Raw genomic sequence first — 24,889 nt, 5'->3', positions numbered from 1 at the left:
GGGCATTGCCGGGTATGTGCCCGAACCGTAGTTCTGGGCGCGATCCCCGAAGGAGACCGCGCCCGGGAGGAGTCACATGTTGTAGGCGCGCTCGGTGTGCTCGGTGATGTCGAGACCTTCACGCTCGCTTTCGACATTGGTGCGCAGACCGACGATCACGTCGACGACCTTGTAGAGGATCGCCGAGCCGACGCCCGACCACACCAGCGTGGTGACGACGGCCTTGATCTGGGCCAGCATCTGCACGGCGAAGTCGTAATCGGCGACCTTCGGCGGGATCGCGGTGTAGTCGATGATGCCGGCACCGCCGAGGGCGGGGTTGACGAGAATGCCGGTGCCGAGGGCGCCGACGATGCCGCCGATGCAGTGCACGCCGAACACGTCGAGGCTGTCGTCATAGCCCAGCGCGTTCTTCACGACGGTGCAGAAGAACATGCAGACCACGCCGACGACCAGGCCGAGGACGATCGCGCCCATGACACCGGAGAAGCCGGCGGCAGGGGTGACGGCCACGAGGCCCGCGACGGCGCCGGAGATGACGCCGAGCACCGACGGATGACCCTTGATGATCCACTCCGCGAACATCCACGACAGCGCGGCGGCCGCGGTGGCGACGAAGGAGTTGGTCATGGCAAGCGCAGCGCCGCCGCTGGCTTCGAGGTTGGAGCCGGCGTTGAAGCCGAACCAGCCGACCCAGAGCAGCGAGGCGCCGATCATCGACATCGTCAGCGAGTGCGGGGCCATTAGCTCCTTGCCGTAACCGACACGCTTGCCGATCAGGAGAGCACCGACGAGGCCTGCGATGCCGGCGTTGATGTGCACCACGGTGCCGCCGGCGAAGTCGATCGCACCCATCTTGAAGATCCAGCCGGCGTCGGCGTTGATCTCGTCGAGCTTGGCCTGCGCCGCGGTCTTTGCCGCCGCGTCAGTGGCCGCGGCGAGCGCCTTGGCAGCGTCCTGGATCATGTCCGGGCCGGGCCAGTACCAGACCATGTGCGCGATCGGGAAGTAGATCAGCGTGACCCAGAGCGGGATGAAGAGGGCGATCGCCGAGAACTTCATGCGCTCGGCGAAGGCGCCGACGATGAGGGCGGGCGTGATCGCCGCGAAGGTCATCTGGAAGCACATGTAGATGAGCTCCGAGATGTTGGCATCGACCGAGAAGGTCGCGGCCTTCGAGTCGGTGGTGACGCCCATCATGAAGGCCTTGGAGAAGCCGCCGATGAAGTCGGAGCCGCCGGTGAAGGCGAGGCTGTAGCCGTACACGGCCCAGATCACGGTGACGATGCAGACGGTGTAGAACACCTGCATCAGGACGGAGAGCATGTTCTTGGAGCGGACGAGACCGCCGTAGAACAGGGCGAGGCCGGGGATCGTCATCAACAGCACCAGCACTGTCGATGTCAGCATCCAGGCGTTGTCTCCCTTGTTGACCGTTGGCTCGGCGTAGGCTGCGGTCGCAGCGAACAGGCCGACTGCGAGAGCCGCCAATCCCGCGCCATAGGGACGCTTGAACGTCATAATATTCACTCCTGCTTGGATAAGGTTGAGCGCGAAATCAGAGGGCCGCGGCATCGGCCTCGCCGGTGCGGATGCGCACCGCGTGGTCGAGGTTGATGACGAAGATCTTGCCGTCGCCGATCTGTCCGGTTTTCGCGGCGGACGTGATGGCGTCGATGGTCTTGTCGACCTGGTCGGAAGCGACAGCGACCTCGATCTTGATCTTGGGCAGGAAGCTCACGGCATATTCGGCGCCGCGATAGATTTCCGTATGGCCCTTCTGGCGGCCATATCCCTTGACTTCCGTCACCGTGAGACCATGAACGCCGATGGCGGTCAGGGCGTCACGGACTTCTTCCAGCTTGAATGGCTTAATGATCGCCATAACAATTTTCATGGGTCCTATCCCCGCTTGGGCCCGGTCCGGACATGGCCGGGCGTTCTCGACTGGTTCGCCACGAGGGAGAAGTTCACTACGCGGGCACAGCCAGGACCCTTAGAATCAAATGCCGTGCCAGATCAGGCGTGTTGCCTAACGGACTATGAAGACGGGGGTTTTCGCGTTTGACGGGTATCGCGGTGCGGTGCGCTATTCCGTCGCGCCCAAAACGTGGTCACGTCTGCTCAAAATGCAAGCACGACAGGCTGCCGACACAATGTTGCTCATGTGTCGGGCAGCGAAATGGTAATTAAGTAGCGTCGGCGCTCATTGCAGGGCTTCACCGTGCTGCGAAATATCCAGCCCCTCGAGTTCCTGCTCACGGGATACGCGCAAGGGCACGAACAGGCCGACCAGCTTGAGCAGGATGAAGCTCACGCCTGCCGACCAGACGAAGGTGACGGCGACCCCGTAGAACTGGATCAGTAATTGCTGCGGATGGCCCTCGAACAGGCCGGCGGTGCCGCCGATGGCGCTGGTGGCGAACACGCCGGCGAGCAGGGTCCCGGTCAGGCCGCCGATGCCGTGGACGCCGAACACGTCGAGGGAATCGTCGTAGTCGAAGCGGTGCTTCAGCCAGGTGCAGGCCCAATAGCAAATCGCACCGGCAATGATGCCGATGACGATGCCGTGCCAGGGCGCCACGAATCCGGAGGCCGGCGTGATGGTGCCAAGCCCCGCCACCGCGCCGGAGATCATGCCGAGCACGGAGGGCTTGCGCCGCGTCGACCATTCGATCGCGCCCCAGGTCAACGCGCCGGCGCAGGCGGCGAGGTGCGTTGCGATAATCGCCATCACCGCGCGCGAATTGGCTCCGCCGGCCGAGCCGCCGTTGAAGCCGAACCAGCCGACCCACAACAGACCGGTGCCCATCACCGCAAGCGAAAGATCGAACGGCGAGAGATTTTCGCTGCCGTAGCCGTGGCGACGCCCCATTACCTTCGCTGCAACGAGGCCGCCGGTGCCGGCCGACAGGTGCACCACGAGACCGCCGGCGAAGTCGAGCACGCCCATGCTGTTGAGGAAGCCGCCGCCCCACACCCAATGCGCCAGCGGAATGTAGACGAAGATGAACCAGGCGACGGAGAACAGGAGATAGGCGGAGAACCGCATCCGGTCGGCGACCGAGCCCGCGACCAGCGCCACCGTGATGATGGCAAACGTCATCTGGTACAGCATGAACAGCGCTTCCGGGATGGTCTTCGCTGCCGGATTGACGCTGTCCAGGGTCATGCCGGCGAGAAACCAGCGGTCGAGCGTGCCGATCCACGGCCCATCGCCGACGAAGCACAGCGAATAGCCGAACGCGACCCAGAGAATGGAGATCAGCGCGACCGCGGCGAGGCTCTGCGCCATGGTGGCGAGCACGTTCTTCTTGCGCACCATGCCGGAATAGAACAGCGCGAGGCCCGGGATTGTCATCATCAGCACCAGCGCGGTGGCGACGATCATCCAGGCGGTGTCGGCGGCGTTGATCTCACTTGCCGCGGCTTGCGCCGATGATGTCGTGACCGACACAAACCCGATCGGCGCAGCGATACACGCCGCGCGGCGCAACAATCCGGCCATCTCGTTTCCCCCGGCATAGAAATGACGTCGCACCCTATGGCCTCGTTGCCCGGTGCGATCGACGAAGACGTTATTTGGTCAGAGCGCGTCGCTGTCGGTTTCGCCGGTGCGGATGCGCAGCGCGTGGTCGATCGGCGTCACGAAGATCTTGCCGTCGCCGATCTGCCCGGTGCGCGCGGAGGCGGTGATCACGCCCACGGCCTTGTCGGCGATGTCGGAGGCGACCGCGATCTCGATGCGCAGCTTGGGCAGGAAGTTCACGACATATTCGGCGCCGCGATAAATCTCGGTGTGGCCCTTCTGGCGGCCATAGCCCTTGACCTCGGTCACCGTCATGCCGTGGACGCCGATCGCCGTCAGGGCCTGGCGGACCTCATCGAGCTTGAAGGGTTTGATGATCGCGACGACGAGTTTCATGGTCAGGCCTATTCCCCGGGATGCGCTGCGCCGCATGTGCCGGGCGCTGCGTCAATCTGGCATCTTTCCGGGCAAATGGCACAAAAAACTTGCAGACTGAAGCGGAAAAACGTTTGGCCATGTGAACGGCCGCCTCTGTACAGGGCAACCGTTCATCCTTCACAATGCATTTTTGGCATGGATGCGGTGAACCCGGGCCGGCCAGGCGGGACATAAGTATTTTGAGGGGACGCTTCATGGCGAGTTGGTTCTACGCATCCGAGGGCAAGCAGCAGGGGCCCTTTCCGGAAGGGCAATTCCGCGATCTGGTCGCCCAGGGGGTCGTGCGCCCGGACACGCTGGTGTGGACCGAGGGCATGGCCGGCTGGCAGAAGGCCGCTGAAATTCCCGGCCTGGTCGGGGGCGGCGGCGCGCCGCCGATGATGCCGGCGGGCGGCCCGCCGATGACGGGCTCCGGTGGCTATGCCGGTGGCGGAGGCTCGCTGGCCGTCGATTTCGGCATCCTCGAGTTCACCTGGCGCACGCTCGTGCTGGTGATCGGCTCGTGCTTCATCATCCCGGTGCCGTGGCTGTTCGTCTGGTACACGAACTGGATCGTGCCCTGCTTCAAAGTCCCGGGACGACCCAATCTCAGCTTCACCGGCAACGCGATGACGCTGGTGCCCTGGTTCTTCGGCTTCATCGCTCTGGCGATCGCCCTCGGCTTCATCGGCAGCGAGATCTTGAGCAACCTGCTGTTCGTCGCGCAGATCGTGCTCTACTGGCTGCTGATCAAATGGATGGTCGCGAACCTCGCCTCCAACGGGCAGCCCCTGGGCTTGAGCTTCACCGGCTCGGTCTGGGCCTATATCGGCTGGAATCTGCTGTTCGCGATTTCCATCATCACCATCATCGGCTGGGCCTGGGTCGCTGCAGCGCAGATGCGCTGGTTCTGCCGCAGCATCGAAGGCACGCGGCGCGAGATCGTGTTCAAGGGCAGCGGTCTCGACATCCTCTGGCGCGGGATCGTCGCTGCGATCCTGTGCACCCTGATCATCCCGATTCCGTGGGTGTATCGCTGGATCATGAACTGGTTTGCCTCGCAGACCGTGCTCGCGCCGCGCGGCTCTCTTGGTGCATGATCCGGAATGCCTCGAACGCGAGAGAGACCTCGCGTTCGAGCTGATCATCCCTTGCGCTCGCGCACGGAGCCTTCCTGCGCGACCGAGGCGACCAATGTGCCGTCGGGCTTGAAGATGGAGCCGCGGGTCAAGCCGCGGCCGCCGCGTGCGCTCGGCGAATCCTGGGCGTAGAGCAGCCATTCGTCGGCGCGGAACGGGCGGTGAAACCACATGGCGTGGTCGAGGCTCGCCGGCATCATGCGCTTGTCGAACAGCGTGCGGCCATAGCGCGCCATGATTGCGTCCAGCAGCGAGAAGTCCGAGGCGTAAGCGAGCGCGCACATGTGCAGCGCCGGATCGTCAGGCAGCTTCGCCGCAGTCTTGATCCAGACATGGATGCGGCCGTCGTCGATCTTCTGGCCGAAATAACGGCCAAGCTCGACCGGACGCAGCTCGATCGGCCGATCCGATTCATAGTAGCGGCGGATGAACTCCGGCATCTCCTTGAACATCGGCTGCTTCGCCACCTCCTCCGCCGTGAGCTTCTCCGGCGGCGGCACGTCGGGCATCTTGTCCTGATGATCGAAGGCGCTTTCCTCCTCGGCATGGAACGAGACCATGATCGAGAAGATCGCATTGCCGTGCTGGATCGCGGTGACGCGGCGGGTCGAGTAGCTCTTGCCGTCGCGCAGGCGTTCGACCTGGTAGATGATCGGAATCTGCGGATCGCCCGGCAGGATGAAATAGCAATGCAGCGAATGCGGCAGGCGTCCCTCGACGGTGCGGCAGGCCGCCACCATCGCCTGCCCGATCACCTGACCGCCGAACACGCGCTGCCAGCTCGTCTTCGGGCTGTTGCCGCGGAACAGGTTCACCTCGAGCTGTTCGAGGTCGAGGATCGAAATGAGGTCGATCAGGCTTTTGGACATGGAATGAACTCTCAAATGTCTCGTCATTTCCGGGCATCGCGACAGCGAAGAACCCGGAATGACGGAACGAAGGGCTCGCCGCCCTCGTTTCACCGCACTGTTTCGCCCAGCTCAAGTCTGCTAGCAAGACCGAGAATTGACCAGGAATTTGGGTATGTCGGTACAGGGTAGCATTGTCATTGGTGGCGGCGCGTTTGCCGGCCTCGCGCTGGCCCTGGCGCTGCGCCAGGGGCTTGGGCCCGAGATTCCCGTCATCGTCGCCGATCCCGCGCTCGGCACGCGGCCGAGCCGCGACCCCCGCGCCACCGCGATCGTGGCCGCCTGCCGCCGCCTGTTCGAGGCGATCGGCGCCTGGGACGACGTCAGGAGCGAGGCGCAGCCGATCCTCGACATGGTCGTCACCGATTCCAAGCTGGAGGACGCCACCCGTCCGGTGTTCCTCAACTTCGCCGGCGACGTCGCGCCGGGCGAGCCGTTCGCGCATATGGTCGAGAACCGCCGCCTGATCGATGCGCTGACGGCGCGTGCGGAGGCCGAGGGCATCGACCTGCGTGCCACCATTGTGGCGTCCTATGAGGCGCGTGACGAGGGTATCGACGTGACGCTGGGCGACGGCAGTGTGATCGCCGCCAGCCTGCTGGTCGCCGCCGACGGCGCGCGGTCAAAACTGCGCGAGCGCGCCGGCATTCCGACCCATGGCTGGGAGTATGACCAGGCCGGCATCGTCGTCACCGTCGGCCACGAGCGCGATCACGAGGGCCGCGCCGAGGAGCACTTCCTGCCGGCAGGTCCGTTCGCGATCCTGCCGCTTTCGGGCAAGCGCTCCTCGCTGGTGTGGACCGAGCGCCGGGCCGAGGCCGCGCGTATCGTCGCGCTCAGCGACGAGGAATTTCACGCCGAGCTCGAACAGCGGTTCGGCCTGCATCTCGGCGAGGTGAAGGCGCTCGACAAGCCGCGCGCGTTCCCACTGTCCTATTTCGTCGCGCGCTCCTTCATCGCCACCCGCCTCGCGCTGGTCGGCGACGCCGCCCATGTCATCCATCCCATCGCGGGCCAGGGCCTCAACATGGGGCTGAAGGATGTCGCGGCGCTGGCCGAGGTCGTCGTCGATGCCGCGCGGCTCGGCATGGATATCGGCGGGGCCGACGTGCTCGAGCGCTACCAGCGTTGGCGCCGCTTCGACACCATGGCGATGGGCGTTGCCACCAACTCGCTCAACTTCCTGTTCTCGAACCAGTCGACGCTGCTGCGCACCGTCCGCGACATCGGCCTCGGCCTGGTCGACCGCGCCCCGCCGCTGAAGAACCTGTTCATCCGTCAGGCCGCCGGGCTGACCGGCGAGGTGCCAAGATTGCTGAAGGGCGAGGCGTTGTAAGGGGTGAATAGGGAGTAGCGAGTAGCGAGTGGTCCATTCGCTATTCGCCATTCCCCACTCGCCCTCTCTCAATCGATCTTCCGCGCCTCTTCCGGCAGCATGATCGGGATGCCGTCGCGGATCGGATAGGCGAGCTTGGCGCTGCGCGAGATCAGCTCCTGCTTTGCAGCATCGAATTCCAGCGGGCCCTTGGTCAGCGGGCAGACGAGAATCTCCAGCAATTTGGGATCGACGCTGGCTTCGGCACGTTCGGTGGACGCGTTCATGGGGGTCTCCGGCGATCGGCTGCCTCTAGCACAGAAATTCGCGCCCGCCCATCGCGGGCTCAAGCCGAGACCATCGTGAAGACCTCGTCGAGCAGGGCCTGGAGCCGTGCCGCCGGCACCGGCGCGCCCGACAGGGCAAAGCCGAGAAACGTCCAGTAGAGGATCTGTGCGCGGGCCTGCGCCGTCGCCGCCTCGAGCCCGCGCCTGGCCAGCAGCTGCTCGATATAATCCAGCCTGCGGCGGTCGATTGCGCGCACGGCTCCTTGCGCCGCCGCGTCGAAGGCCGCCCAGTTGCGCACCGCGCGTTCGAGATCGAGCCGCGTGCCGAACGACCTGCGCAGCAGCGCCCTCAGCGGCTCGTCGCCGCCGGCCTCGACGTCGGCGATGATCTGCTCGGCCGCGATCTCGCGCCAGCGCTTCAAAACGGCGGCCTGGAACGCGCCGAGATCGGCGAAATGCCAATAGAAGCTGCCGCGCGACACCCCCATGGCCTTGGCCAGCGGGTCGGCCTTGAGCGCGGTGAAGCCGCTTCTGGCGAGCGCCTTGAGGCCTTGCTTGATCCAGTCGTCGGCGGAGAGCTGTTCGGTGGTCATGTCGGGTTTCCAAGCCTTGACCATACACTAATGTATTGACAGTCCGAAGCAAGCAAGCGCATAACCATACATCACTGTATGGAGATATTCCCATGCGCGACCTGCTCCTGCAATGTTCCGGCCTCGCGGCGATCGCGATCGCGCTGATCCACGGCATGCTCGGCGAGACCAAGGTGTTCGCGCGCGCCAGCATCGAGCCGGCGCGATTGCGCACGCTGATCCGGCTAGTGTGGCAGACCAGCACGGTGGCATGGATCGGCGGCGGCGTGCTGCTGCTCGCCGCGCCCTGGATGGACTCGAACCCCGCCCGGCACTGGATCGTCGCCACCTTCGCGGTCGTGTTCGGCTTTGCGGCCTTGGCCAACGCCTTCGCGACGCGCGGTCGGCACTACGGCTGGGTCGGCATGGGCGCCGTCGTCGCGCTCGCCGTGGCCGGCTATTAGCGGCCGCACTCGGGCCGTGAGGCGTAGGGCCGCAGCGGCGGCTCGAATCCGCGCTGCGCCCCGACAGCATTCGCGTTGTCACGCACGCTAGAACTCGTCTAACACGAATCATTAGAACTTATCTAACGTGATCGAGGCCCATACCGGATTGACTTCACCTCCCCCTTTGCTTCCTTCGGAACCGCTTCGCGGCTCGCGTAGCGCGCACGACAGAAGAGGAGATGTTCGTGAAGGTCATTCGTGTTGCTGCCATTGCACTGACGATCGGGATGGGCATGGGGTCGGCCGCCATGGCCGACGGTTTCAAGGACTGCACCAAGCTCGACAAGGCGTCGTGGAAGCCGGCCAGCGAAGCCGAAGCCAAGGCCAAGGCCCTGGGTTACGAGGTGCGGCGCTCGAAGATCGAAGGCTCGTGCTACGAGGTCTACGGCGTCAAGGAAGGCAAGCTTTACGAGCTGTTCTACAGCCCCGAAGACCTCAGCCTGAAGCACACGATCGCCAAGTAAATTGCGCCAAGTAAATTGCGAGGTAAACTGCCGACTCAATCGACAAGCAGGCCGTGAAGGAGGCTGCGCGGATTGATCTGCGCAAGGCAGGGCTCGAGGATGGTCTTCGCTTGATTGAAGAAGCGATCCCAGAAGCGCGCAGGGCGTCCGACAGGACCCCCGCAGATCGAACCGCCTCGCGGACGGTCGCAGTCTGGGACCTCCCGCTGCGCCTCTGGCACTGGAGCCTCGCGGCCTGCGTTCTGGCCGCGTGGTTCACGCCCACCATCTATGACCGAACTCACCGCATCGTCGGCTATGCGGTGCTCGGACTCCTCGCCTTCCGGCTCGTCTGGGGCTTTTGGGGAAGCCGCTATTCGCGCTTCCGCATGATCAGGGCCAGGCTCCGGGCCGCGCCAAGCTATCTCTGGAATCTGCGCCGCGGCATCACCGGCCGCTATATCGGACTCAATCCCGCCGGCACGGTGATGCTGGTGGCGCCGCTGGTCTCGCTCGCGGTCTCGGCGATCACGGGCGCGATGTCGGTCACCGTCACGTTCTTCGGCGTGTGGTGGGTCGAGGACACCCACCATTATTCGTCGGACGCGGTCATCGTCCTGGTCGTGCTGCATGTGGTCGGCGTGCTGCTGATGGGGATTCTCCAGCGCGAGAATCTGACCCGCGCAATGCTCACCGGCCGCAAGCACATTCGCAATCGCCCTTAGACATTCGCTGCCGGTCGCGCCTGTGGCGCTTCCGGCGCGGAGTCGTCGCGCGACCAACGGTCGGCGAAAAGTTCAAATTGCGCGGATGAGCTTAATGCGTCGATAAGCATCCAATCAGTCACGGCACAAAATTAACGCGATTGGCCCGTTTCTAAATCGACAATGTTGCCGATGGAGCGGCCCGGATGTTTCGCGTCTTGTCTTGCCTTACCGTCGAGCATGATCTTCGGCTCGTCGTGCTCGCCGGCCTGGTCTGCTTCGTCGCCAGCATCGTCGCGGTCAGTATCTTCCGTCGTGCGATCGCGGCGCGCGCAAGAACGCGCCTGATCTGGATCGCGATTGCCGGCGCCGCCATCGGCTACGGCATCTGGGCAACGCATTTCGTCGCCATGCTCGCCTACGAGCCGGGCGTTGCGACCGGCTACGGCATCGTGCTGACGTCGCTTTCGCTGGCCACCGCGATGTTTCTGACGTCAATGGGCTTCGGCATTGCGGCCGGCGATTCCAGCCGGTGGCGCCCGGGGACAGGCGGCATCATCATCGGCGGCGGCATTGCAAGCATGCACTATCTCGGAATGTGGGCGCTTGAAGTCCCGGGCCGCGTCGCGTGGTCGCTGGATCTCGTGCTCGTCTCGATCGTTCTCGGCGTGTGCTTCGGCTACGCCGCTTTGGCTGTCGCGATCAAGTATCGGAACTACCAGGGAACGCTCGCGGCGGCAGTCCTGCTGACGCTTGCCATCATATCGCATCACTTCACGGCGATGGGTGCGGTGCATATCACGCCGGATCCAACGCGCGCGACGAGCGCCCTGTCGCTGTCTCCGGCCGTTCTCGCGCTTGCGATCGCCGGTGTCGCGCTGTCCGTGCTGGGGATGAGCCTGATCGGCGTGCTGGCCGATCGTCGCCTGGCAAGCAGAACCGCCAGGTTCGAGGAGATCATCAGCCAGCTTTCGGTCGCCCGTCAGCAGCTCGAAGGCTCGCAGAACGATCTAAGCCAGCAGAAGCTGAGGCTGGACACGGCCATCAACCACATGGTCGAGGGCCTTTGCATGTTCGATGCCGAGAAGCGCCTCGTCATATGCAACGAGCGCTACGCCAGATTATACCGGCTGCCGCCGGAATTGTTGCGCGCCGGAACTGCGCACCGCGACATCATCCGACATCGCATCATGAACGGCATACTCGAAGGCGACGCCAGCGATTCTGCCGCCGAACGCCAGATCGCCAAACTCGATGCATTGCCGGTCCATGCGGTTTCGAGCCGGATCGATGCGTTCGCCGACGGCCGGCTGATCTGTGTGACGCGACAGCCGATGGCCGGCGGCGGCTGGGTGGCCACGCACCTCGACGTCACGGAGCAGCGTCGGTCCGAAGCGAAGATCACCTACATGGCGCAACACGACGCCCTGACTGAGCTGCCGAACCGCGTCCTGCTCAGAGCGCGTTTGGAGCATGCTCTGGCCGACACCCGTGACGGGAATCTCCATTTGGCGGTTCTGATGCTTGACCTCGATCGATTCAAGGAGATCAACGACACGCTCGGACACCCAACAGGCGACTCGCTGCTACGTTCAGTCGCGGCCCGCTTGCAGGATTGTGGCAGGGAGACGACGTTCATTGCTCGACTGGGCGGCGACGAATTCGCCGTCGTCGACTACGTGACAAGCCCGGCGATGGACGCGGTGGCTTTGGCCGAGACGATCAAGGCTGCGCTCTGCGAGCCGTTTGATCTCGGCGATCACCAGGTCATCGTGGGCACCAGCATCGGGATTGCCATTGCACCCCGGGACGGGGCCGATTCAGACACGATCCTCAAGAGCGCAGATCTTGCCCTCTACGCGGCGAAGGGCGGCGGACGCGGCGCATTCCGCTTCTTCGAGCCCGAGCTCGATCAGCTCATGCACGTCCGGCGCAACCTGGAAAAGGATCTGCGGAAGGCGCTGGCGCGGGGCGAATTCGAGCTCCATTACCAGCCGTTCGTGAGTGTGGAGACCGGACGAATCTGCGGCTATGAGGCGTTGTTGCGGTGGCATCACCCCGAGCGTGGTCTGGTCTTGCCGGGCGAGTTCATTCCGCTCGCGGAGGAAACCGGCCTGATCCTGCCCATGGGCGAATGGGTCTTGAGGACCGCCTGCGCCGAAGCAGCCAAGTGGCCTTCCGATCTGAAGATCGCGATTAACCTGTCGCCCGCGCAATTCAGAGGCAAGGAGCTCGTCTCCTCGATCGTCGGCGCATTGGCAAATTCGGGAATTGCCTCACACAGGCTTGAGCTCGAGGTCACCGAAACCGTCATCATGCACGACAGCGGGGCTGTCTTCGCCGCGCTCGGCCAATTGCGCGAGCTCGGCGTGCGCATTGCCCTCGACGATTTCGGCACGGGCTATTCGTCGCTGAGCTTCCTGCAGAAGTTTCCGTTCGACAAGGTGAAGATCGACCGCAGCTTCGTCAGCGAGCTGGCCAGTGCGACGGAAGAGTCTCGTCGGATCGCTCGCGCAGTGGTGCGATTCGCCACGAGCCTCGGCAAGACATCCACGGCCGAAGGCGTCGAAACCGCGGAGCAGCTGGCCATCCTGCGCGAGGAGGGCTGTGTCGAGGCGCAGGGCTATTATTTCAGCCGGCCCCTGCAGGCCTCCAGGATCGCGCCACTGGCGCAGCGCAAGGCCGAAGCGGCAATCTACGCAGCCTGAAGCGCTATGGGGTTAGGGCTGAACGCCGTCCTCACTGCAGCGGCGGATCGCCGCTGGTGCGCTTCTTGGCGAGATCCATCTCGGTGACGGCGATCAGGATCTCGGCGCGGGTCTTCAGGTCGGGCGCCTCCAGCATGGCCTGCTTCTCGGCGGGGCCATAGGGCGACATCATCGCCAGCGCGTTGACGAGCGCTTCGTTGGGCGCGCTTTCGACGCCCTCCCAGTCGACCTTGAGATTGTTGGCTTTCAGGAAGTCCGCCAGCACGGCCAGCAGCGCCTCGCGGTCGACCTCCTCCTCGCCCATGCGCGCGGTGAAGTCATTGGCGTAGGCGAAGAAATCCACCCTGCACTGCCGGTAGGCGGTGAGCACGTCGAGCTCCTCGACCACCTTGAAGCGCGAGACGCCGGTGAGCTCGAGGATATAGCGGCCGTCGCCGGATTCGGCGAGCTGGGTGATGCGGCCGACACAGCCGACCCGGAACAGCGTCGACTTGTCGGAATCCTTCGGCGAGTGCGCAACGTCGGGCTGGATCATGCCGATCAGGCGATGGCCGTCGCGGAAGGAATCGTCGACCATCGCAAGGTAGCGCGGCTCGAAGATGTTGAGCGGCATCTGGCCGCGCGGCAGCAGCAGCGCGCCCGGCAGCGGAAACACCGGAATGATCTCCGGGAGGTCGGCGGGGCCGCGATATTCGATATTGATCGGCATCTGCCCGGTCCCCCTGGCCTTGCTAGCGCATGATCCGGAAAAGCGTGCAGCGGTTTTCCGAGCAGATCATGCTCAAATGAGGGCCTTACGAAAACAGGATCGTCGACAAGCGCTTGCGTCCCTCGACGGTTGCATCATCCGTGCCGCCCCAGGCCTCGAAGAACTGCACCAGCTGCTTGCGGGCACCGTCATCGTTCCACTTGCGGTCGCGCTTGACGATCTCGAGCAGCTGCGCGGTGGCAGCAGTGCGGTCGCCTTGCGCGTTGAGCGCAGTCGCCAGGTCGAATCGGGCCTGATGATCGAGCGGGTTTGCGGCGACTTTCTGTTCCAGCTCCGCGACCGGTCCGAGCGACTGGGCCTGCTCGGCGAGATCGATCGTGGTCTGCACGGCCTTCACCGCGGGGTCGTTGCGCTTGGATTCCGGCACCATGGCCAGCGTCTGCTTGGCCTGCTCCATCGCACCGGCGACGGCGTAGCACTTCGCAAGGCCGGCCAGGGCCGCGATATTGGTCGAATCATGCTGGAGCGCTTCGGCATAGATCTGCGCTGCCGCAGCCGCGTCGCCGTCGGCGAGCACCGCCTCGGCCTCCTGCACGATCTCGGCGACGTTGACCTCGCCCGGCGCGACGACGCCCTTGGTCAGCTTTTCGATGAAGGCATTGAGCTGGCTCTCGGGCACCGCGCCCATGAAGCCGTCGGCCGGCTGGCCGTTGACGAAGGCGATCACGGCCGGGATCGACTGGATGCCCATCTGGCCGGGGATCGCCGGGTGCTGGTCGATGTTCATCTTGACCAGCTTGACCTTGCCCTTGGCCGCCCTGACCGCCTTTTCCAGCACGGGCGTGAGCTGCTTGCAGGGGCCGCACCACTCCGCCCAGAAATCGATCAGCACCGGCTGGCGCTTCGATTCCTCGATGACGTCCTTCACGAAGGTCTGGGTGGTGGTGTCCTTGATCAGATCTGCGGCGGCCGGGTTTGCGGCTCCGTTACCCTGGTCGATGATCGTCACGGGATCCCCTCGTCTGATGTCCGGAATGGCGGCTCTTTAGCATGCCGCCGCTTCCTATGCTGCGCTGTCGGCTCCTAGATTGGGCCGAATGGGCCGAATTTCAATCCGCCGCCGCCGATTCGCCGGTTCCGGGGCGTTTTCGGGCTGTTTGGCCGCATCAGGGGTCGATATTGGGCCCCGGATTGCGCATCTATGCCGCCGGTAGCTGTTGCATTCCCCTCCCGCTTTTGGCATACGACAGCCGTTGCCGGCGCGTCACGCGACCGACACAGGATGCGGGTGTAGCTCAGTGGTAGAGCACGACCTTGCCAAGGTCGGGGTCGAGGGTTCGAGCCCCTTCGCCCGCTCCAATTTTTCCCAGAGCATCCAGCTGATCCGGTCGGAAACGTGGTTCTCCACGCCGCCGGCGGTTGTCTTGGGGATGCAATGACAATCCTGGTTACGGGCAGCGCGGGTCACCTCGGGGAGGCCGTCTTGCGGACGCTCCAGCGTCGCGGGGCGCCCGCGCGCGGGCTCGATCTGAAGCCATCGCCCTTCACCGACGCGGTCGGCTCGATCGTCGATCCCGGTTTCGTGCGGCGCCAGATGGACGGCGTTACGGCGGTGATCCACACCGCGACCCTGCACAAGCCGCATGTGGCGACCCACAGCAAGCAGGATTTTGTCGACACCAACGTATCAGGCTCGCTCAATCTGCTCGAGGCGGCCGCGGCGGCCGGTGTGAAGAGCTTCGTCTTCACCAGCACCACCAGCGCGTTTGGCTCGCAGCTTCGGCCGGAGGCGGGACAGGCGGCGGTGTGGGTCACCGAGGATCTGCCGCCCGTTCCCAAGAATATCTACGGCACCACCAAGCTGATGGCGGAGACGCTGTGCGAGCTGTTCTTCCGCGAGCGCGGATTGCCGGTCGTGGTGTTGCGGACCTCGCGCTTCTTTCCGGAGGACGACGACGATCCGGCGATGCGGTCGGCTTACGCGATGGACAACGCGCAGGCCAACGAGCTGCTCTATCGCCGGCTGGATATCGCGGACGCGGTGAGCGCCCACCTGCTCGCCGTCGAGCGCGCGCCAAAGATCGGTTTCGCCCGTTACATCATTTCGGCGACCAGCCCGTTCGAGCCGCGCCATCTCGCCGCGCTTGCACGCGATGCCGCCAGTGTCGTGCGCGAGCTCTATCCGGATTGCGCCCAGCTCTATGCGGCGCGCGGCTGGAACCTGTTCCCCACGATCGACCGCGTCTATGCCAACGAACGCGCGCGGCGCGAGCTGGGCTGGCGGCCCGAATTCGACTTCGCGCATGTGCTGCGCTGCCTGCGCGAGGGGCGCGATTTTCGCAGTGCGCTGGCGCGCGAGATCGGGGCCAAAGGTTATCATGACACGGTGTTCGACGATGGACCCTACCCGGTCGCCGGTTGAGCGCCGCGATTGATATTTTGCTCGACAGGTCAAATGCCTGCCGGGTCTCACCCCGAGCAGCGCGGCTTGCGCCGTTCTACTGTGCATGGGGTTGTTTTCGCGTTTTGTGTAGTCCGGCCTCCTCCCTGCCCGCACATGAGGCGTGCGCCGTCTTGATTCCGCGTTGCAGCGAGACCGCCCTCGCCGCGCGTTTGGCCTCGTTGACATTCCGTCTCAATTTTTATGCCGCGCAACCGCGGTGCATGTGCCGCGCTTCTCAGCGCTTGCAGATGTGCTAACCTTTTTTTGCGTCTGTCGTTACGACGGACCAAAACTTCGCCTCTCGACTAGCAAAAGAAAATAATGCGCAGCCCTTACGGCTGCCTCAGGGGAGTGACGCGATGACATTCCATAGATCCGTCTTTCAATCCGTTCTGGCGCTTGCAGCGGCTGCTCTTCTCGCGGGGACCAGCGCCGGCAATGCGCAGCAGCAGGACAAGAACCGGGCGCTGAAGAAATACGAATCCGGCACCAAGGAGTTCTGGACCCATCCGCCGGATGACTGGTTCCTGGGCGACGAGACCGAGGCGCAGAAGGGTCTCGCGCCGCCCTCGGGTCCGCCGACCGGCGCCTCCGACGCCGAGCTCGCCAACATCATCAAGAAGATCAAGCTGCCGGCGGGTTTCAAGATCGAGGTCTACGCCTCGGGCGTGCTGGCGGCGCGTCAGATGGCCTGGGGCGACAAGGGCACCCTGTTCGTCGGCTCGTTCGGCCTCGGCAACGTCTATGCCATCAAGGACAGTGGCGGGAAGAAAGAGGTCAAGACCATCCTCAAGGGGCTGAACATGCCCACGGGGCTCGCCGTCAAGGACGGCGCGCTCTACGTCATCGCGGTCGACAAGCTGATCCGCTACGACGACATCGAAAACAAGCTCGACAATCCCGGCGACGGCAAGGTCGTCTATGACGACATGCCGTCCTATGCCGCGCATGGCTGGAAGTACATCGCGGTCGACAAGGAAGGCTGGTTCTTCCTGCCGTTCGGGCCGCCCTTCAATATCGGCATCCCGCCGACCAGCGTCTCGCAGATCCGGCGCGTCGATCCCAAGACCGGCAACGCGGAGATCTGGGCGCTCGGCGTGCGCAACTCGGTCGGCGGCGACGTCGATCCGCGTACCGGCAAGCTCTGGTTCACCGAGAATGCCCGCGACTGGATCAGCGATGATCTGCCCTCGGACAAGCTGAACATGATCAACCGGATCGGCGAGCATTTCGGCTATCCCTATTGCCACCAGGGCAATCTGCCTGATGACAAGTTCGCGATGGGCCACAAGTGCTCCGAGTTCACGCCGCCGGTGCTGAATCTCGGCGCCCATGTCGCTCCGCTCGGCATGAAGTTCTATACCGGCGACCAGTTTCCGCCCGAGTACAAGAACAACATCCTGATCGCCGAGCATGGCTCCTGGAATCGCCACAAGTACCAGGGCGCACGCATCGTGCGCGTGATCGTCGGGCCGGACGGCAAGAATCCCAAGCGGGAGATCTTCGCCTCCGGCTGGCTCGAGGGCGACCAGGGCTATCTCGGCCGTCCCAACGACATTCTTCTGGCCAAGGACGGATCGATCCTGGTTGCCGACGACTGGGCCGGCGCGATCTATCGCATCAGCTACAGCAAGAAGTAACGCGACGTCACGGAGAGGCTGCGAGCGGGCGACCGTCGCAGCCTCCTTCATTTCAAAGCAGATGCCGTCGTTCCGGATTGCGCGCCAGCGCAAGTCCGGAACCCATAACCCCAAGCGGTGGTTATGGATCCAGGGCACGTGCTCCGCATGCCCCGGAAGCGACGCAGTTGATCAGATCGGAATTCCATGATGCGCCGGCAGTTCATCTCGCACGCAATCAGCGCGCTTGCGCTTCTGGCGCTCGGTGCCGTTCCGGCGGGTGCTGCCGATAGTTCCGCGATCAAGGAGAAGGCCGCCGCCTGCTCCGGCTGTCACGGCGAGAACGGCATTTCGCAAACCGAGAACGTCCCCTCGCTCGCCGGGCAGCCCGATCAATTCATCCAGTGGCAGCTGGTGTTTTTCCGCGCCGGCGCGCGCAAGAACGAGCAGATGATGCCGATCGCCGAGGAGATTACCAACGAGGACATCCGCAACTTCGGGGCTTACTTCTCGCAGCTTGCGCCGCCGAAAGGGGTGGAGGACAAAGATCCGGACCTGTCGAAAAAGGGCGCGCAGGTGGCCGCCGGTCGCCGCTGTGCTTCGTGCCATACGGACAGCTACGCCGGCACCAAGGCGGTGGCGCGGCTCGCGGGCCAGCGCGAGGAATATCTCGTCAAGGCGCTGCACGACTACAAGGCCGGCCAGCGCATCGGCAACGGCGTCGCCGCGATGGTCGATGTCGCCTATCGCATGAGCGACGAAGAAATCACCGCCGTCTCGCACTATCTCGCGCATTTGAAGTAGCGCAGGATGCAAACACGGCTCGTCATCCCGGGGCGCGCAAAGCGCGAACCCGGGATCCATAGCCACAGGATGGCGTTTTTGCGAAGACTCGGAGTCACCACTTCGCTCCATAACTACTCTCTGTGGTTATGGGTCCCGGGTTCGCGCTCCGCGCGCCCCGGGACGACACCGAGTGTGTGGTCCGCAGCTACCCCAGCCGCTGCTTCTCATACGCCTTCAAATGCGTGTAGGCGATCCGCAACTTCGGCACCGGCACCTTGGCGGCGTCGGCGCGCGCGATGAGGTCGCCGATGACGTGATCGGCCTCGACCGGCAGGCCGGCCTTGATGTCGCGGAACATCGACGCCGTCATCGGCGATCCTTCGGTGGTGAGGTTGCCCTTCACCCGCTCGAAGAACGGCCCGCCCGGCGGGTAGCCCGACGCGCTAGCGATCGCGCTGGTCTCATCCAGCATGCCGAGCAGGAAATCCCGGCCGCCGGGCGCTGCTAGAATGTTGCCGACAGAGGTCCGCATCAGGCTGGTGGATGCTGCGAGCGAGGAGAGGAACACCCACTTCTCCCACATGTCCTGCATGATGTTCTGGCTGGCGGCGGCGCCGGTGATGCCGCTCCTGAAGGCTTCGTCGATCGCCTTGACGCGATCGGACAGATTGCCGTCGCGCTCGCCGTAGCTGATCGCCTGCATCGGCTGAAGCTGCACCACCTCACGCTGCTCGTTCAAGGTCGCGGCGATGGCGCAGAGGCCGCCGAGCACACGCTCGGCGCCGAAGGTCTGGTCGAGAATGTCGAGATGCTTCATGCCGTTCAGCATGGGGATGATCGCGGTGTTCGGCCCGACGGCGGCCGCGAACGACTTGATGGCGTCGTCGAGATCGAACGCCTTGCAGCTGAGCAGCACGACGTCGAACTTGTCCTTGAGCGCGTCGGCCTGCACGGTCGGCGGATTCTTCAAGGTCACATCGCCATTCGGGCTCTTGATGACGAGCCCGGCGCTGGCGAGCTCGCCGGCCCGGCGCGGACGGACCAGGAAGGTGACGTCGCGGCCGGCCTGCAACAGCCTGCCACCAAAATAGCCGCCGATGGCGCCGGCGCCAACCACGAGGATACGCATGAGACAACTCCGTTCGATTATTGGCGAATGGCGAATAGGGAGTAGCGAATAGTGAGCGCGATTTCCACTCGCTATTCGCTACTCGCCATTCGCGCGCTTCACTTCCCCGACACCATCTCCTCGACTTCGCGGAGCTGTTCCTTGCCAAAGAACATCTCGTTGCCGACGAAGAAGGTCGGCGAGCCGAACGCGCCGCGGGCGACGGCCTCCTCGGTGTTCCTGATCAGCTTGCCCTTCACCTCGGGCTCCTGCGCGCGGGCGAACAGCTTCTGGGCATCGAGGCCGGAGGACGCCAGCGCCTTCGCCACGACTTCAGGATCGTCCATCTTCTTCGGTTCGCGCCACATGTGGTGGAAGGCGGCCTCGACATAGGCCTCGAACACGCCTTCCGCTTGCGCCGCGATCGCCATGCGCATCAGGTTCAGCGTGTTGACGGGGAAATGGGGATTCCAGACATAGGGCTGGACTTTGAAGCGCTTGATGAAGCGTTCGGTCTCGACCTGCTGGAATTCACGCTTGTTCTTGATGCCGGCGAGCGTCTCGGCCGGCGACCTGTTGTTGGTCGACTTGAAGATGCCGCCGAGCAGGATCGGAACGTATTCGAACTTGACGCCGATGCGCTGCTCGATCGCGGGAATCGCGAGATGGCTGAGATAGGCGTTCGGGCTGCCGAAATCGAACAGGAACTGCGGGGCAATGCGGGTCAAACTCGTTCTCCCTGACCTGACTTTCTGGTCTGGCTTTTCCTCTATTGTGGCGCAGGGTGCGCCACAGGTCCACCGTTTAATGATGGTCGTAATACTTTGAGCGTTAGATCAGACGCTGGATCGCGCGCTTGCGCCAGACCGCGAGGTAATAGCCCATCTGCAAAACGAACATAGCGCAGAACACGATGGGATAGGCGGCCCATACGCCCTCAAGGCCGATCGTGCGGCTCAGGATCACCGCGGCCGGCAGCTCGATCGCGACAATGGCGAAGATCGAGAGCAGCATCGGCGTCAGCGCGACGCCCGCCGCGCGCATGGCCCCGGAGAACACCGTGGCCAGGCCGAACGGCACCGAGCTCCACAGGGCGATGTCGAGCAGGCCTTTCGCCAGATCGAGCACGGCGGCGTCGGTGATGAAGATGCCGAGGATAGCGCGCGGCGCCAGATAGATCAGCGCCACGAGCCCGCCGGTCAGGACGAAGTTGAAAGCGAGCCCGGTCCGCACGATGCCGTCGAGCCGGGTTCTGTCGCCGCCGCCGACCGCCTGCGCGCCGAGGATCGAGACCGCGATCGAAATCGACATCGCCGTGAACTGCGTGTAGCCCATCACCTGGTTGACGGCGCCGTAGGCTGCCGTCGCGTCCGACCCGAAGCCGTTGACAAGGCCGAGCAGGACCAGCTCCGCGATCGCCATCACCACCATGCCGATGGCGCTCGGCAATCCGATGCCGAGAATCTTGCCGAGCATGGCGCCATCGAGCCGCAGCTGACGCAGCAGAGCTGCGTCCGGTGCGAGCGCGTGCTTCTTCCGCAGCAGATAGACGGCGAGCGCGATCAACGTGAGCGCATTCGCGATCGCGGCCGCCCATGCCGGGCTGGCGATCCCAGCCGCCGGCAATCCGAACGACCCGTGGATCAGCATCGGCGTCAGGATCAGGCCGATCGCGGTCGACAGCGCCAGCGCCAGCAGCGGTGTCAGCGCGTCGCCGACGCCGCGGATCATCGCCGTCATCAGCAGGAAGACGAAGCCGAGCGGCATGGTGAGCAGCATGATCCGCGCATAGGCGCTGGCCTGATCGAGAATGTCCGCGGGCGTGGCGAGCGCCATCATCAGCTGACGGCTGAAGAGCCCGCCGATCAGCGCAACCGAAGTGGAGAGCAGAAGGCCGATCGCAAGCGTCGTGCCCGCGATGCTGCTGATCTTGTCGTGCTCGCGCGCGCCGAAGGCCTGGCCGATCAGGACGGTCGCGCCGGTGCTGAGCCCCATGACGAAGGCGAACAGGAAGAACATCACGGGGAAGAACACCGAGACCGCTGCCAGCGCGTCGACGCCGATCATCTGGCCGAGATAGACGTTGCTGACAGTGCCGAACAGCGATTGCAGCGCGTTGCTCAGCATCAAGGGCGCGAGGAAGCGGAGGAATGTTGTCCAAAGCGGTTTGGTGGTGGACATGAATGTGTCTTTCGTCAGGGCGTGCGGAGCCGTTGCCGCGCAATGCGCGGCTCGGCCATCGACGGGCTTGTGAAGAGCGCCGCGCGGTCTACGCGCGGTCGCTGTAGGCGAGCTTGACGATGTGGTCGCGGATGTCGGCCGGCCAGTCGGCGATCAGTGCGGTGAAGCGCCGCCGGTCATCTGCGAACAGCGCCCGCGAAGCTTCCTCGAACCGCGGCAGATTGCCGGCCATCGTCGACATGAAGTGATAGGCCGCATCGCGCGCCTGCCGCTCGCGGTCCTTGTCGCCGCTCGCGCGCCTCGCCTCGTCGACGAGCTTGCGCAGCGCGACCGAGGCGCCGCCCGGCTGCGCGCCGAGCCACTCCCAGTGCCGCGGCAACAGCGTCACCTCGCGCGCAACCACGCCGAGCTTGGGTCGGCCGCGGCCGCGCGGCTCGCTCGGCGGTGTGCTCTCCTCAACCGGCGGCGGGACAAGCTTGGCCAGCCGCGCCAGCACCTCGCGATCCCCGCCGCGCAGATCGAAGTCGATCGATCGGCCGGTGGCGTCCTCGAAGATGACGATGGCCTCTTCCGGCCGTGGCGCCACCCGCTTGACCACCAGCGCGACTTCGCCTGCGGGTCCGGACACCAGGCGACGCGGTCCCTGGAAGGCGGTGAAGGTCCTTTGCATTGAAATCATTGCCATATTGATCACGTTAGGGCCATTTTATACCCGGGTAAATTATCAAGGTCAATATACCCGGGTGAAAATATCCGCAGCCACGGCTCGACATTGTGCCCCCGGGCTGGCACCAACGGCGCCGCCGACCGACCACGCTTGGCCACCGCGCCTACCTTGGGGACCACACCGATGCTGACCGTTCACCACCTCAACAATTCCCGCTCGCAGCGCGTGCTGTGGCTGCTCGAGGAGCTGGGCGTGCCCTATGAGATCGTGCGCTACCAGCGCCAGCCGGACATGCGCGCGCCGAAGGAGCTGCGCGCCATCCACCCGCTCGGCAAGTCGCCCGTCATCACCGACAACGGCAACATTATCGCCGAGTCGGGTGCGATCATCGAATATCTCATCGGGACTTACGGCAATGGCCGGCTGATTCCGCCGCCGAACACGCCGGAGCGGCTGCGCTTCACCTATTGGCTGCACTATGCCGAGGGGTCGGCGATGCAGCCGCTGCTGCTGAAGCTGCTGTTCACGCTGATGCCGAAGCGCGCGCCGGCGCTGCTTCGTCCGCTGGTGCGCAAGGTCTCGAACCAGGCGCTGACCACGCTGGTCAATCCGCAGCTCAAGCAGCATATGGATTACTGGGAAGGCGAGCTTGCGAAGAGCGAGTGGTTCGCCGGCAACGAATTCACCGCAGCCGACATCCAGATGAGCTTCCCGCTCGAAGCGGCGCAAGCGCGCGGTGGGCTCGAGCAGGGCCATCCCAAGGCGATGGCATTCCTCGAGCGCATCCACGCCCGCCCGGCCTATGCGCGTGCGCTGGAAAAGGGTGGGCCGTACGAGGTGGGGCGGTAAGTCTCTCTCCCGTCATTCCGCAGGCAATCGCATATGGGAGCGATCTCGCCTGTGGCCATCCTTCGAGACGCCCGCCGTTGGCGGGCCCTCAGGATGAGGACCGGGGTGCGCGGCCCTGGTATCAACGAGCACCAATGCTGCTTAGCCGCATCCTGCGCTCGTGCCATGCAAAGGACGTGGTCAATGGCCGGCCGCTTCTGCCCCCCGCGTGCGGGGGTCGGGCGCGCCGAGCGGCCCGTTCGGCGTCACGAGAATCGAATTGGCCGATGTCTGCCCCATCGGCTCGACGATCGCATGGCCCATCGCTTTCAGCTCGAGCAGCACGTCGTTGGGAAAGCCGCGCTCGACGCGCACTTCGTCAGGCAACCATTGGTGATGCAGCCGCGGGGTCGCGACGCCGGCGGCAACATCCATCTTGTAGTCCAGGACGTTCACGATCACCTGCAGCACGCTGGAAATGATGCGGCTGCCGCCGGGCGAGCCCGTCACCAGCACCGGCTTGCCGTCCCTGAGCACGATGGTCGGCGACATTGACGACAGCGGACGTTTGCCGGGTCCGGGCAGATTGGCCTCGAAGCCGACGAGGCCATAGGCATTGGAGGCGCCGACCGCGGCGGTGAAATCGTCGAGCTCGTTGTTGAGCAGCACGCCGGTGCCGTCGGCAACGAGGCCAACGCCGTAGCTGAAGTTCAGCGTGTAAGTGTTGCTGACGGCGTTGCCGCGGGAATCCACCACGGAGAAATGCGTGGTGTTGCTGCCCTCGCGCGGCGACGGGGCCGCGGCAGCGAGTTCTTTCGAGGGCGTGGCGCGATCGGCCCGGATGCCGGAGCGCAGCTTGGCGGCGTAGTCCTTCGCGGTGAGCGTCTCGATCGGCGCGTTGACGAAGGCGGGATCGCCGAGATAGCGCGCGCGGTCCGCATAGGCCCGCTTCATCGCCTCGATCAGGAGATGCAGCGATGCCGGCGATCCCTGCTTCAAATCGGCAAGCTGAAAGCCCTCGAGGATGTTGAGCGTTTCCACCAAGACGGTGCCACCGGACGAAGGCAGCGGCATCGACACGATGTCGTAGCCGCGATAGGTGCCCCGCACCGGCGCCCGGATCACGGCCTGGTAGGCCTTCAAATCGGCCGGCGTCATGATGCCGCCGGCATCAGCCACGGCTTTGGCGAGCTTCTCCGCGACCGGTCCCTCATAGAAACCGCGCGGGCCCTGTGCAGCGACGGCCGACAGCGTTTCGGCGAGCTCGCCCTGGACCAGCCTGTCGCCCTCACGAAGCGGCGTGCCATCGGGCCGCGAAAAGATTCTGGCGGCGGAAGGCCAGCGTGCCAGCCGTCGGTGCCAACCGGGCAGCGTATCGGCGATGTCGTCACTGACGACGAAGCCATCGCGGGCGAGCGCAATCGCAGGCTCGAGCAATTGCGCCAGCGTAAACTGGCCCGAACCGTATTTCTCCAGTGCCAGACTGAGGCCCGCGACCGTGCCGGGCACGCCGACGCCGAGCGCGGAATCCCGTGACTTCGCCGGATCTGGCTTGCCGTCGGCGCCGAGGAAGATCTGCGGCGTGGTCGCCGCCGGCGCCGTCTCGCGGTAATCGATCGTGATGTCTTCGTTGCGGTCGGCGGAATGGATCACCATGAAGCCGCCGCCGCCGATATTGCCGGCGCGTGGATAGGTCACGGCCATCGCAAAGCCGGTCGCGACTGCAGCATCGACCGCATTGCCGCCGCGCCGCAGGATCTCGGCACCGACTTGCGCGGATAGCTTCTCCTGCGCGACCACCATGCCGTGCTCGGCGGCAATGGCGCGCACCGTGCCGGGCGCGGCTGGAACATAGGCCTGTCGCGCATCTTGGGCCGTCGCGGGTGCGAGACCGAACGCCAGAGCGGCCACGAAAGCGAAAAATGTCCGCCGAGTCGAATATGACGACATGATCAAATTTCCGCTGGGGCTTCGAACCGGTTCACACGCCTCGCTGCAATGCTATACGGTTTGGCTCAAC

At 64.7% G+C, this 24,889-nt stretch carries 25 protein-coding genes and 1 tRNA gene; 11 read left to right on the top strand and 15 right to left on the bottom strand.

The genetic code is table 11. The features are described 5' to 3' along the window. Nucleotides 1-72: 72 nt before the first annotated feature. The 4 genes from D6B98_RS10005 to D6B98_RS09990 form a co-directional block, all read right to left on the bottom strand. Nucleotides 73-1,521 (bottom strand): ammonium transporter, encoded by a 1,449-nt coding sequence (locus D6B98_RS10005; RefSeq protein WP_126256853.1) that lies wholly within the window; start codon nucleotides 1,519-1,521, stop codon nucleotides 73-75. Between the two features lie 37 nt (nucleotides 1,522-1,558). Beyond that, a complete protein-coding gene (locus D6B98_RS10000; protein WP_008142813.1) occupies nucleotides 1,559-1,897 on the bottom strand; it encodes a P-II family nitrogen regulator in 339 nt (112 codons plus the stop codon). Between the two features lie 309 nt (nucleotides 1,898-2,206). Then, nucleotides 2,207-3,508, bottom strand: a complete 1,302-nt coding sequence (locus D6B98_RS09995; protein ID WP_126256852.1) for an ammonium transporter — start codon at nucleotides 3,506-3,508, stop codon at nucleotides 2,207-2,209. Nucleotides 3,509-3,586: 78 nt separating this feature from the next. Beyond that, entirely contained in the window at nucleotides 3,587-3,925 is a 339-nt protein-coding gene (locus D6B98_RS09990) for a P-II family nitrogen regulator (protein WP_027535359.1), read from the bottom strand. Between the two features lie 236 nt (nucleotides 3,926-4,161). On the opposite strand from D6B98_RS09990, the gene D6B98_RS09985 reads away from it, so the two are divergent. Further along, nucleotides 4,162-5,046: a DUF4339 domain-containing protein gene (locus tag D6B98_RS09985; RefSeq protein WP_126256851.1), complete on the top strand. Its 885-nt coding sequence runs from the start codon at nucleotides 4,162-4,164 to the stop codon at nucleotides 5,044-5,046. A 44-nt stretch (nucleotides 5,047-5,090) separates the two neighbouring features. On the opposite strand, the gene tesB is transcribed toward D6B98_RS09985, so the two are convergent. Then, nucleotides 5,091-5,954: an acyl-CoA thioesterase II gene (tesB, locus tag D6B98_RS09980; protein ID WP_126256850.1), complete on the bottom strand. Its 864-nt coding sequence runs from the start codon at nucleotides 5,952-5,954 to the stop codon at nucleotides 5,091-5,093. A 154-nt stretch (nucleotides 5,955-6,108) separates the two neighbouring features. On the opposite strand from tesB, the gene D6B98_RS09975 reads away from it, so the two are divergent. Next, on the top strand, nucleotides 6,109-7,329 hold the full coding sequence (locus tag D6B98_RS09975; protein ID WP_126256849.1) for a ubiquinone biosynthesis hydroxylase: 1,221 nt from the start codon (nucleotides 6,109-6,111) through the stop codon (nucleotides 7,327-7,329). Between the two features lie 68 nt (nucleotides 7,330-7,397). Here the strand turns inward: D6B98_RS09975 and D6B98_RS09970 are convergent, their stop codons facing one another. Continuing rightward, nucleotides 7,398-7,595, bottom strand: a complete 198-nt coding sequence (locus D6B98_RS09970; protein ID WP_126256848.1) for a Trm112 family protein — start codon at nucleotides 7,593-7,595, stop codon at nucleotides 7,398-7,400. A 59-nt stretch (nucleotides 7,596-7,654) separates the two neighbouring features. Further along, on the bottom strand, nucleotides 7,655-8,188 hold the full coding sequence (locus tag D6B98_RS09965; protein WP_502699881.1) for a TetR/AcrR family transcriptional regulator: 534 nt from the start codon (nucleotides 8,186-8,188) through the stop codon (nucleotides 7,655-7,657). Between the two features lie 92 nt (nucleotides 8,189-8,280). On the opposite strand from D6B98_RS09965, the gene D6B98_RS09960 reads away from it, so the two are divergent. From D6B98_RS09960 to D6B98_RS09950, 3 genes are all read left to right on the top strand, one after another. Next, nucleotides 8,281-8,631, top strand: a complete 351-nt coding sequence (locus D6B98_RS09960; protein ID WP_126256846.1) for a hypothetical protein — start codon at nucleotides 8,281-8,283, stop codon at nucleotides 8,629-8,631. 227 nt (nucleotides 8,632-8,858) lie between these two features. Continuing rightward, nucleotides 8,859-9,137 carry a PepSY domain-containing protein gene (locus tag D6B98_RS09955; protein WP_164718504.1) on the top strand — a complete coding sequence of 93 codons (279 nt, stop codon included), beginning with the start codon at nucleotides 8,859-8,861 and terminating at the stop codon, nucleotides 9,135-9,137. Between the two features lie 110 nt (nucleotides 9,138-9,247). Then, entirely contained in the window at nucleotides 9,248-9,841 is a 594-nt protein-coding gene (locus D6B98_RS09950) for a cytochrome b/b6 domain-containing protein (protein WP_164718503.1), read from the top strand. 131 nt (nucleotides 9,842-9,972) lie between these two features. Here D6B98_RS09950 and D6B98_RS40815 read toward each other — a convergent pair whose 3' ends face one another. After that, nucleotides 9,973-10,221: a hypothetical protein gene (locus tag D6B98_RS40815; protein WP_245481318.1), complete on the bottom strand. Its 249-nt coding sequence runs from the start codon at nucleotides 10,219-10,221 to the stop codon at nucleotides 9,973-9,975. 9 nt (nucleotides 10,222-10,230) lie between these two features. Between D6B98_RS40815 and D6B98_RS09945 the strand changes: the two genes are divergently transcribed. Continuing rightward, nucleotides 10,231-12,528 carry a bifunctional diguanylate cyclase/phosphodiesterase gene (locus D6B98_RS09945; protein ID WP_245481316.1) on the top strand — a complete coding sequence of 766 codons (2,298 nt, stop codon included), beginning with the start codon at nucleotides 10,231-10,233 and terminating at the stop codon, nucleotides 12,526-12,528. Between the two features lie 31 nt (nucleotides 12,529-12,559). Here D6B98_RS09945 and D6B98_RS09940 read toward each other — a convergent pair whose 3' ends face one another. Beyond that, a complete protein-coding gene (locus D6B98_RS09940; RefSeq protein ID WP_126256843.1) occupies nucleotides 12,560-13,237 on the bottom strand; it encodes an LON peptidase substrate-binding domain-containing protein in 678 nt (225 codons plus the stop codon). Nucleotides 13,238-13,322: 85 nt separating this feature from the next. Next, nucleotides 13,323-14,246: a thioredoxin gene (gene trxA / locus D6B98_RS09935; RefSeq protein ID WP_164718502.1), complete on the bottom strand. Its 924-nt coding sequence runs from the start codon at nucleotides 14,244-14,246 to the stop codon at nucleotides 13,323-13,325. A 275-nt stretch (nucleotides 14,247-14,521) separates the two neighbouring features. On the opposite strand from trxA, the gene D6B98_RS09930 reads away from it, so the two are divergent. The 4 genes from D6B98_RS09930 to D6B98_RS09910 all read left to right on the top strand — a co-directional run bounded on the left by D6B98_RS09930 (nucleotide 14,522) and on the right by D6B98_RS09910 (nucleotide 18,103). Next, a tRNA-Gly gene (locus D6B98_RS09930) sits at nucleotides 14,522-14,596 on the top strand. A 76-nt stretch (nucleotides 14,597-14,672) separates the two neighbouring features. Further along, nucleotides 14,673-15,659: an NAD-dependent epimerase/dehydratase family protein gene (locus tag D6B98_RS09925; protein ID WP_164718501.1), complete on the top strand. Its 987-nt coding sequence runs from the start codon at nucleotides 14,673-14,675 to the stop codon at nucleotides 15,657-15,659. Between the two features lie 380 nt (nucleotides 15,660-16,039). Further along, on the top strand, nucleotides 16,040-17,320 hold the full coding sequence (locus tag D6B98_RS09915) for a PQQ-dependent sugar dehydrogenase (protein ID WP_126257269.1): 1,281 nt from the start codon (nucleotides 16,040-16,042) through the stop codon (nucleotides 17,318-17,320). A 189-nt stretch (nucleotides 17,321-17,509) separates the two neighbouring features. Next, a complete protein-coding gene (locus D6B98_RS09910) occupies nucleotides 17,510-18,103 on the top strand; it encodes a c-type cytochrome (protein ID WP_126256840.1) in 594 nt (197 codons plus the stop codon). Nucleotides 18,104-18,290: 187 nt separating this feature from the next. Here D6B98_RS09910 and panE read toward each other — a convergent pair whose 3' ends face one another. The 4 genes from panE to D6B98_RS09890 form a co-directional block, all read right to left on the bottom strand. After that, nucleotides 18,291-19,214 (bottom strand): 2-dehydropantoate 2-reductase, encoded by a 924-nt coding sequence (gene panE / locus D6B98_RS09905; RefSeq protein ID WP_126256839.1) that lies wholly within the window; start codon nucleotides 19,212-19,214, stop codon nucleotides 18,291-18,293. Nucleotides 19,215-19,312: 98 nt separating this feature from the next. Next, on the bottom strand, nucleotides 19,313-19,921 hold the full coding sequence (locus D6B98_RS09900) for a 2-hydroxychromene-2-carboxylate isomerase (protein ID WP_126256838.1): 609 nt from the start codon (nucleotides 19,919-19,921) through the stop codon (nucleotides 19,313-19,315). 103 nt (nucleotides 19,922-20,024) lie between these two features. Beyond that, nucleotides 20,025-21,374: an MATE family efflux transporter gene (locus D6B98_RS09895; RefSeq protein ID WP_126256837.1), complete on the bottom strand. Its 1,350-nt coding sequence runs from the start codon at nucleotides 21,372-21,374 to the stop codon at nucleotides 20,025-20,027. A gap of 88 nt (nucleotides 21,375-21,462) precedes the next feature. Next, a complete protein-coding gene (locus tag D6B98_RS09890) occupies nucleotides 21,463-22,059 on the bottom strand; it encodes a DUF2239 family protein (protein WP_126256836.1) in 597 nt (198 codons plus the stop codon). Nucleotides 22,060-22,224: 165 nt separating this feature from the next. Here D6B98_RS09890 and D6B98_RS09885 point away from each other — a divergent pair, with 165 nt between their 5' ends. Then, nucleotides 22,225-22,890 carry a glutathione S-transferase family protein gene (locus tag D6B98_RS09885; protein ID WP_126256835.1) on the top strand — a complete coding sequence of 222 codons (666 nt, stop codon included), beginning with the start codon at nucleotides 22,225-22,227 and terminating at the stop codon, nucleotides 22,888-22,890. 180 nt (nucleotides 22,891-23,070) lie between these two features. On the opposite strand, the gene ggt is transcribed toward D6B98_RS09885, so the two are convergent. Further along, a complete protein-coding gene (ggt, locus tag D6B98_RS09880; protein WP_205680471.1) occupies nucleotides 23,071-24,819 on the bottom strand; it encodes a gamma-glutamyltransferase in 1,749 nt (582 codons plus the stop codon). Nucleotides 24,820-24,889 lie beyond the last annotated feature (70 nt).

It is taken from the genome of Bradyrhizobium sp. LVM 105 (genome assembly GCF_003957705.1).
In the GTDB taxonomy this organism is placed as follows: Bacteria; Pseudomonadota; Alphaproteobacteria; order Rhizobiales; family Xanthobacteraceae; genus Bradyrhizobium; species Bradyrhizobium frederickii.
This window is presented reverse-complemented; position numbering and strand designations above follow the sequence as displayed.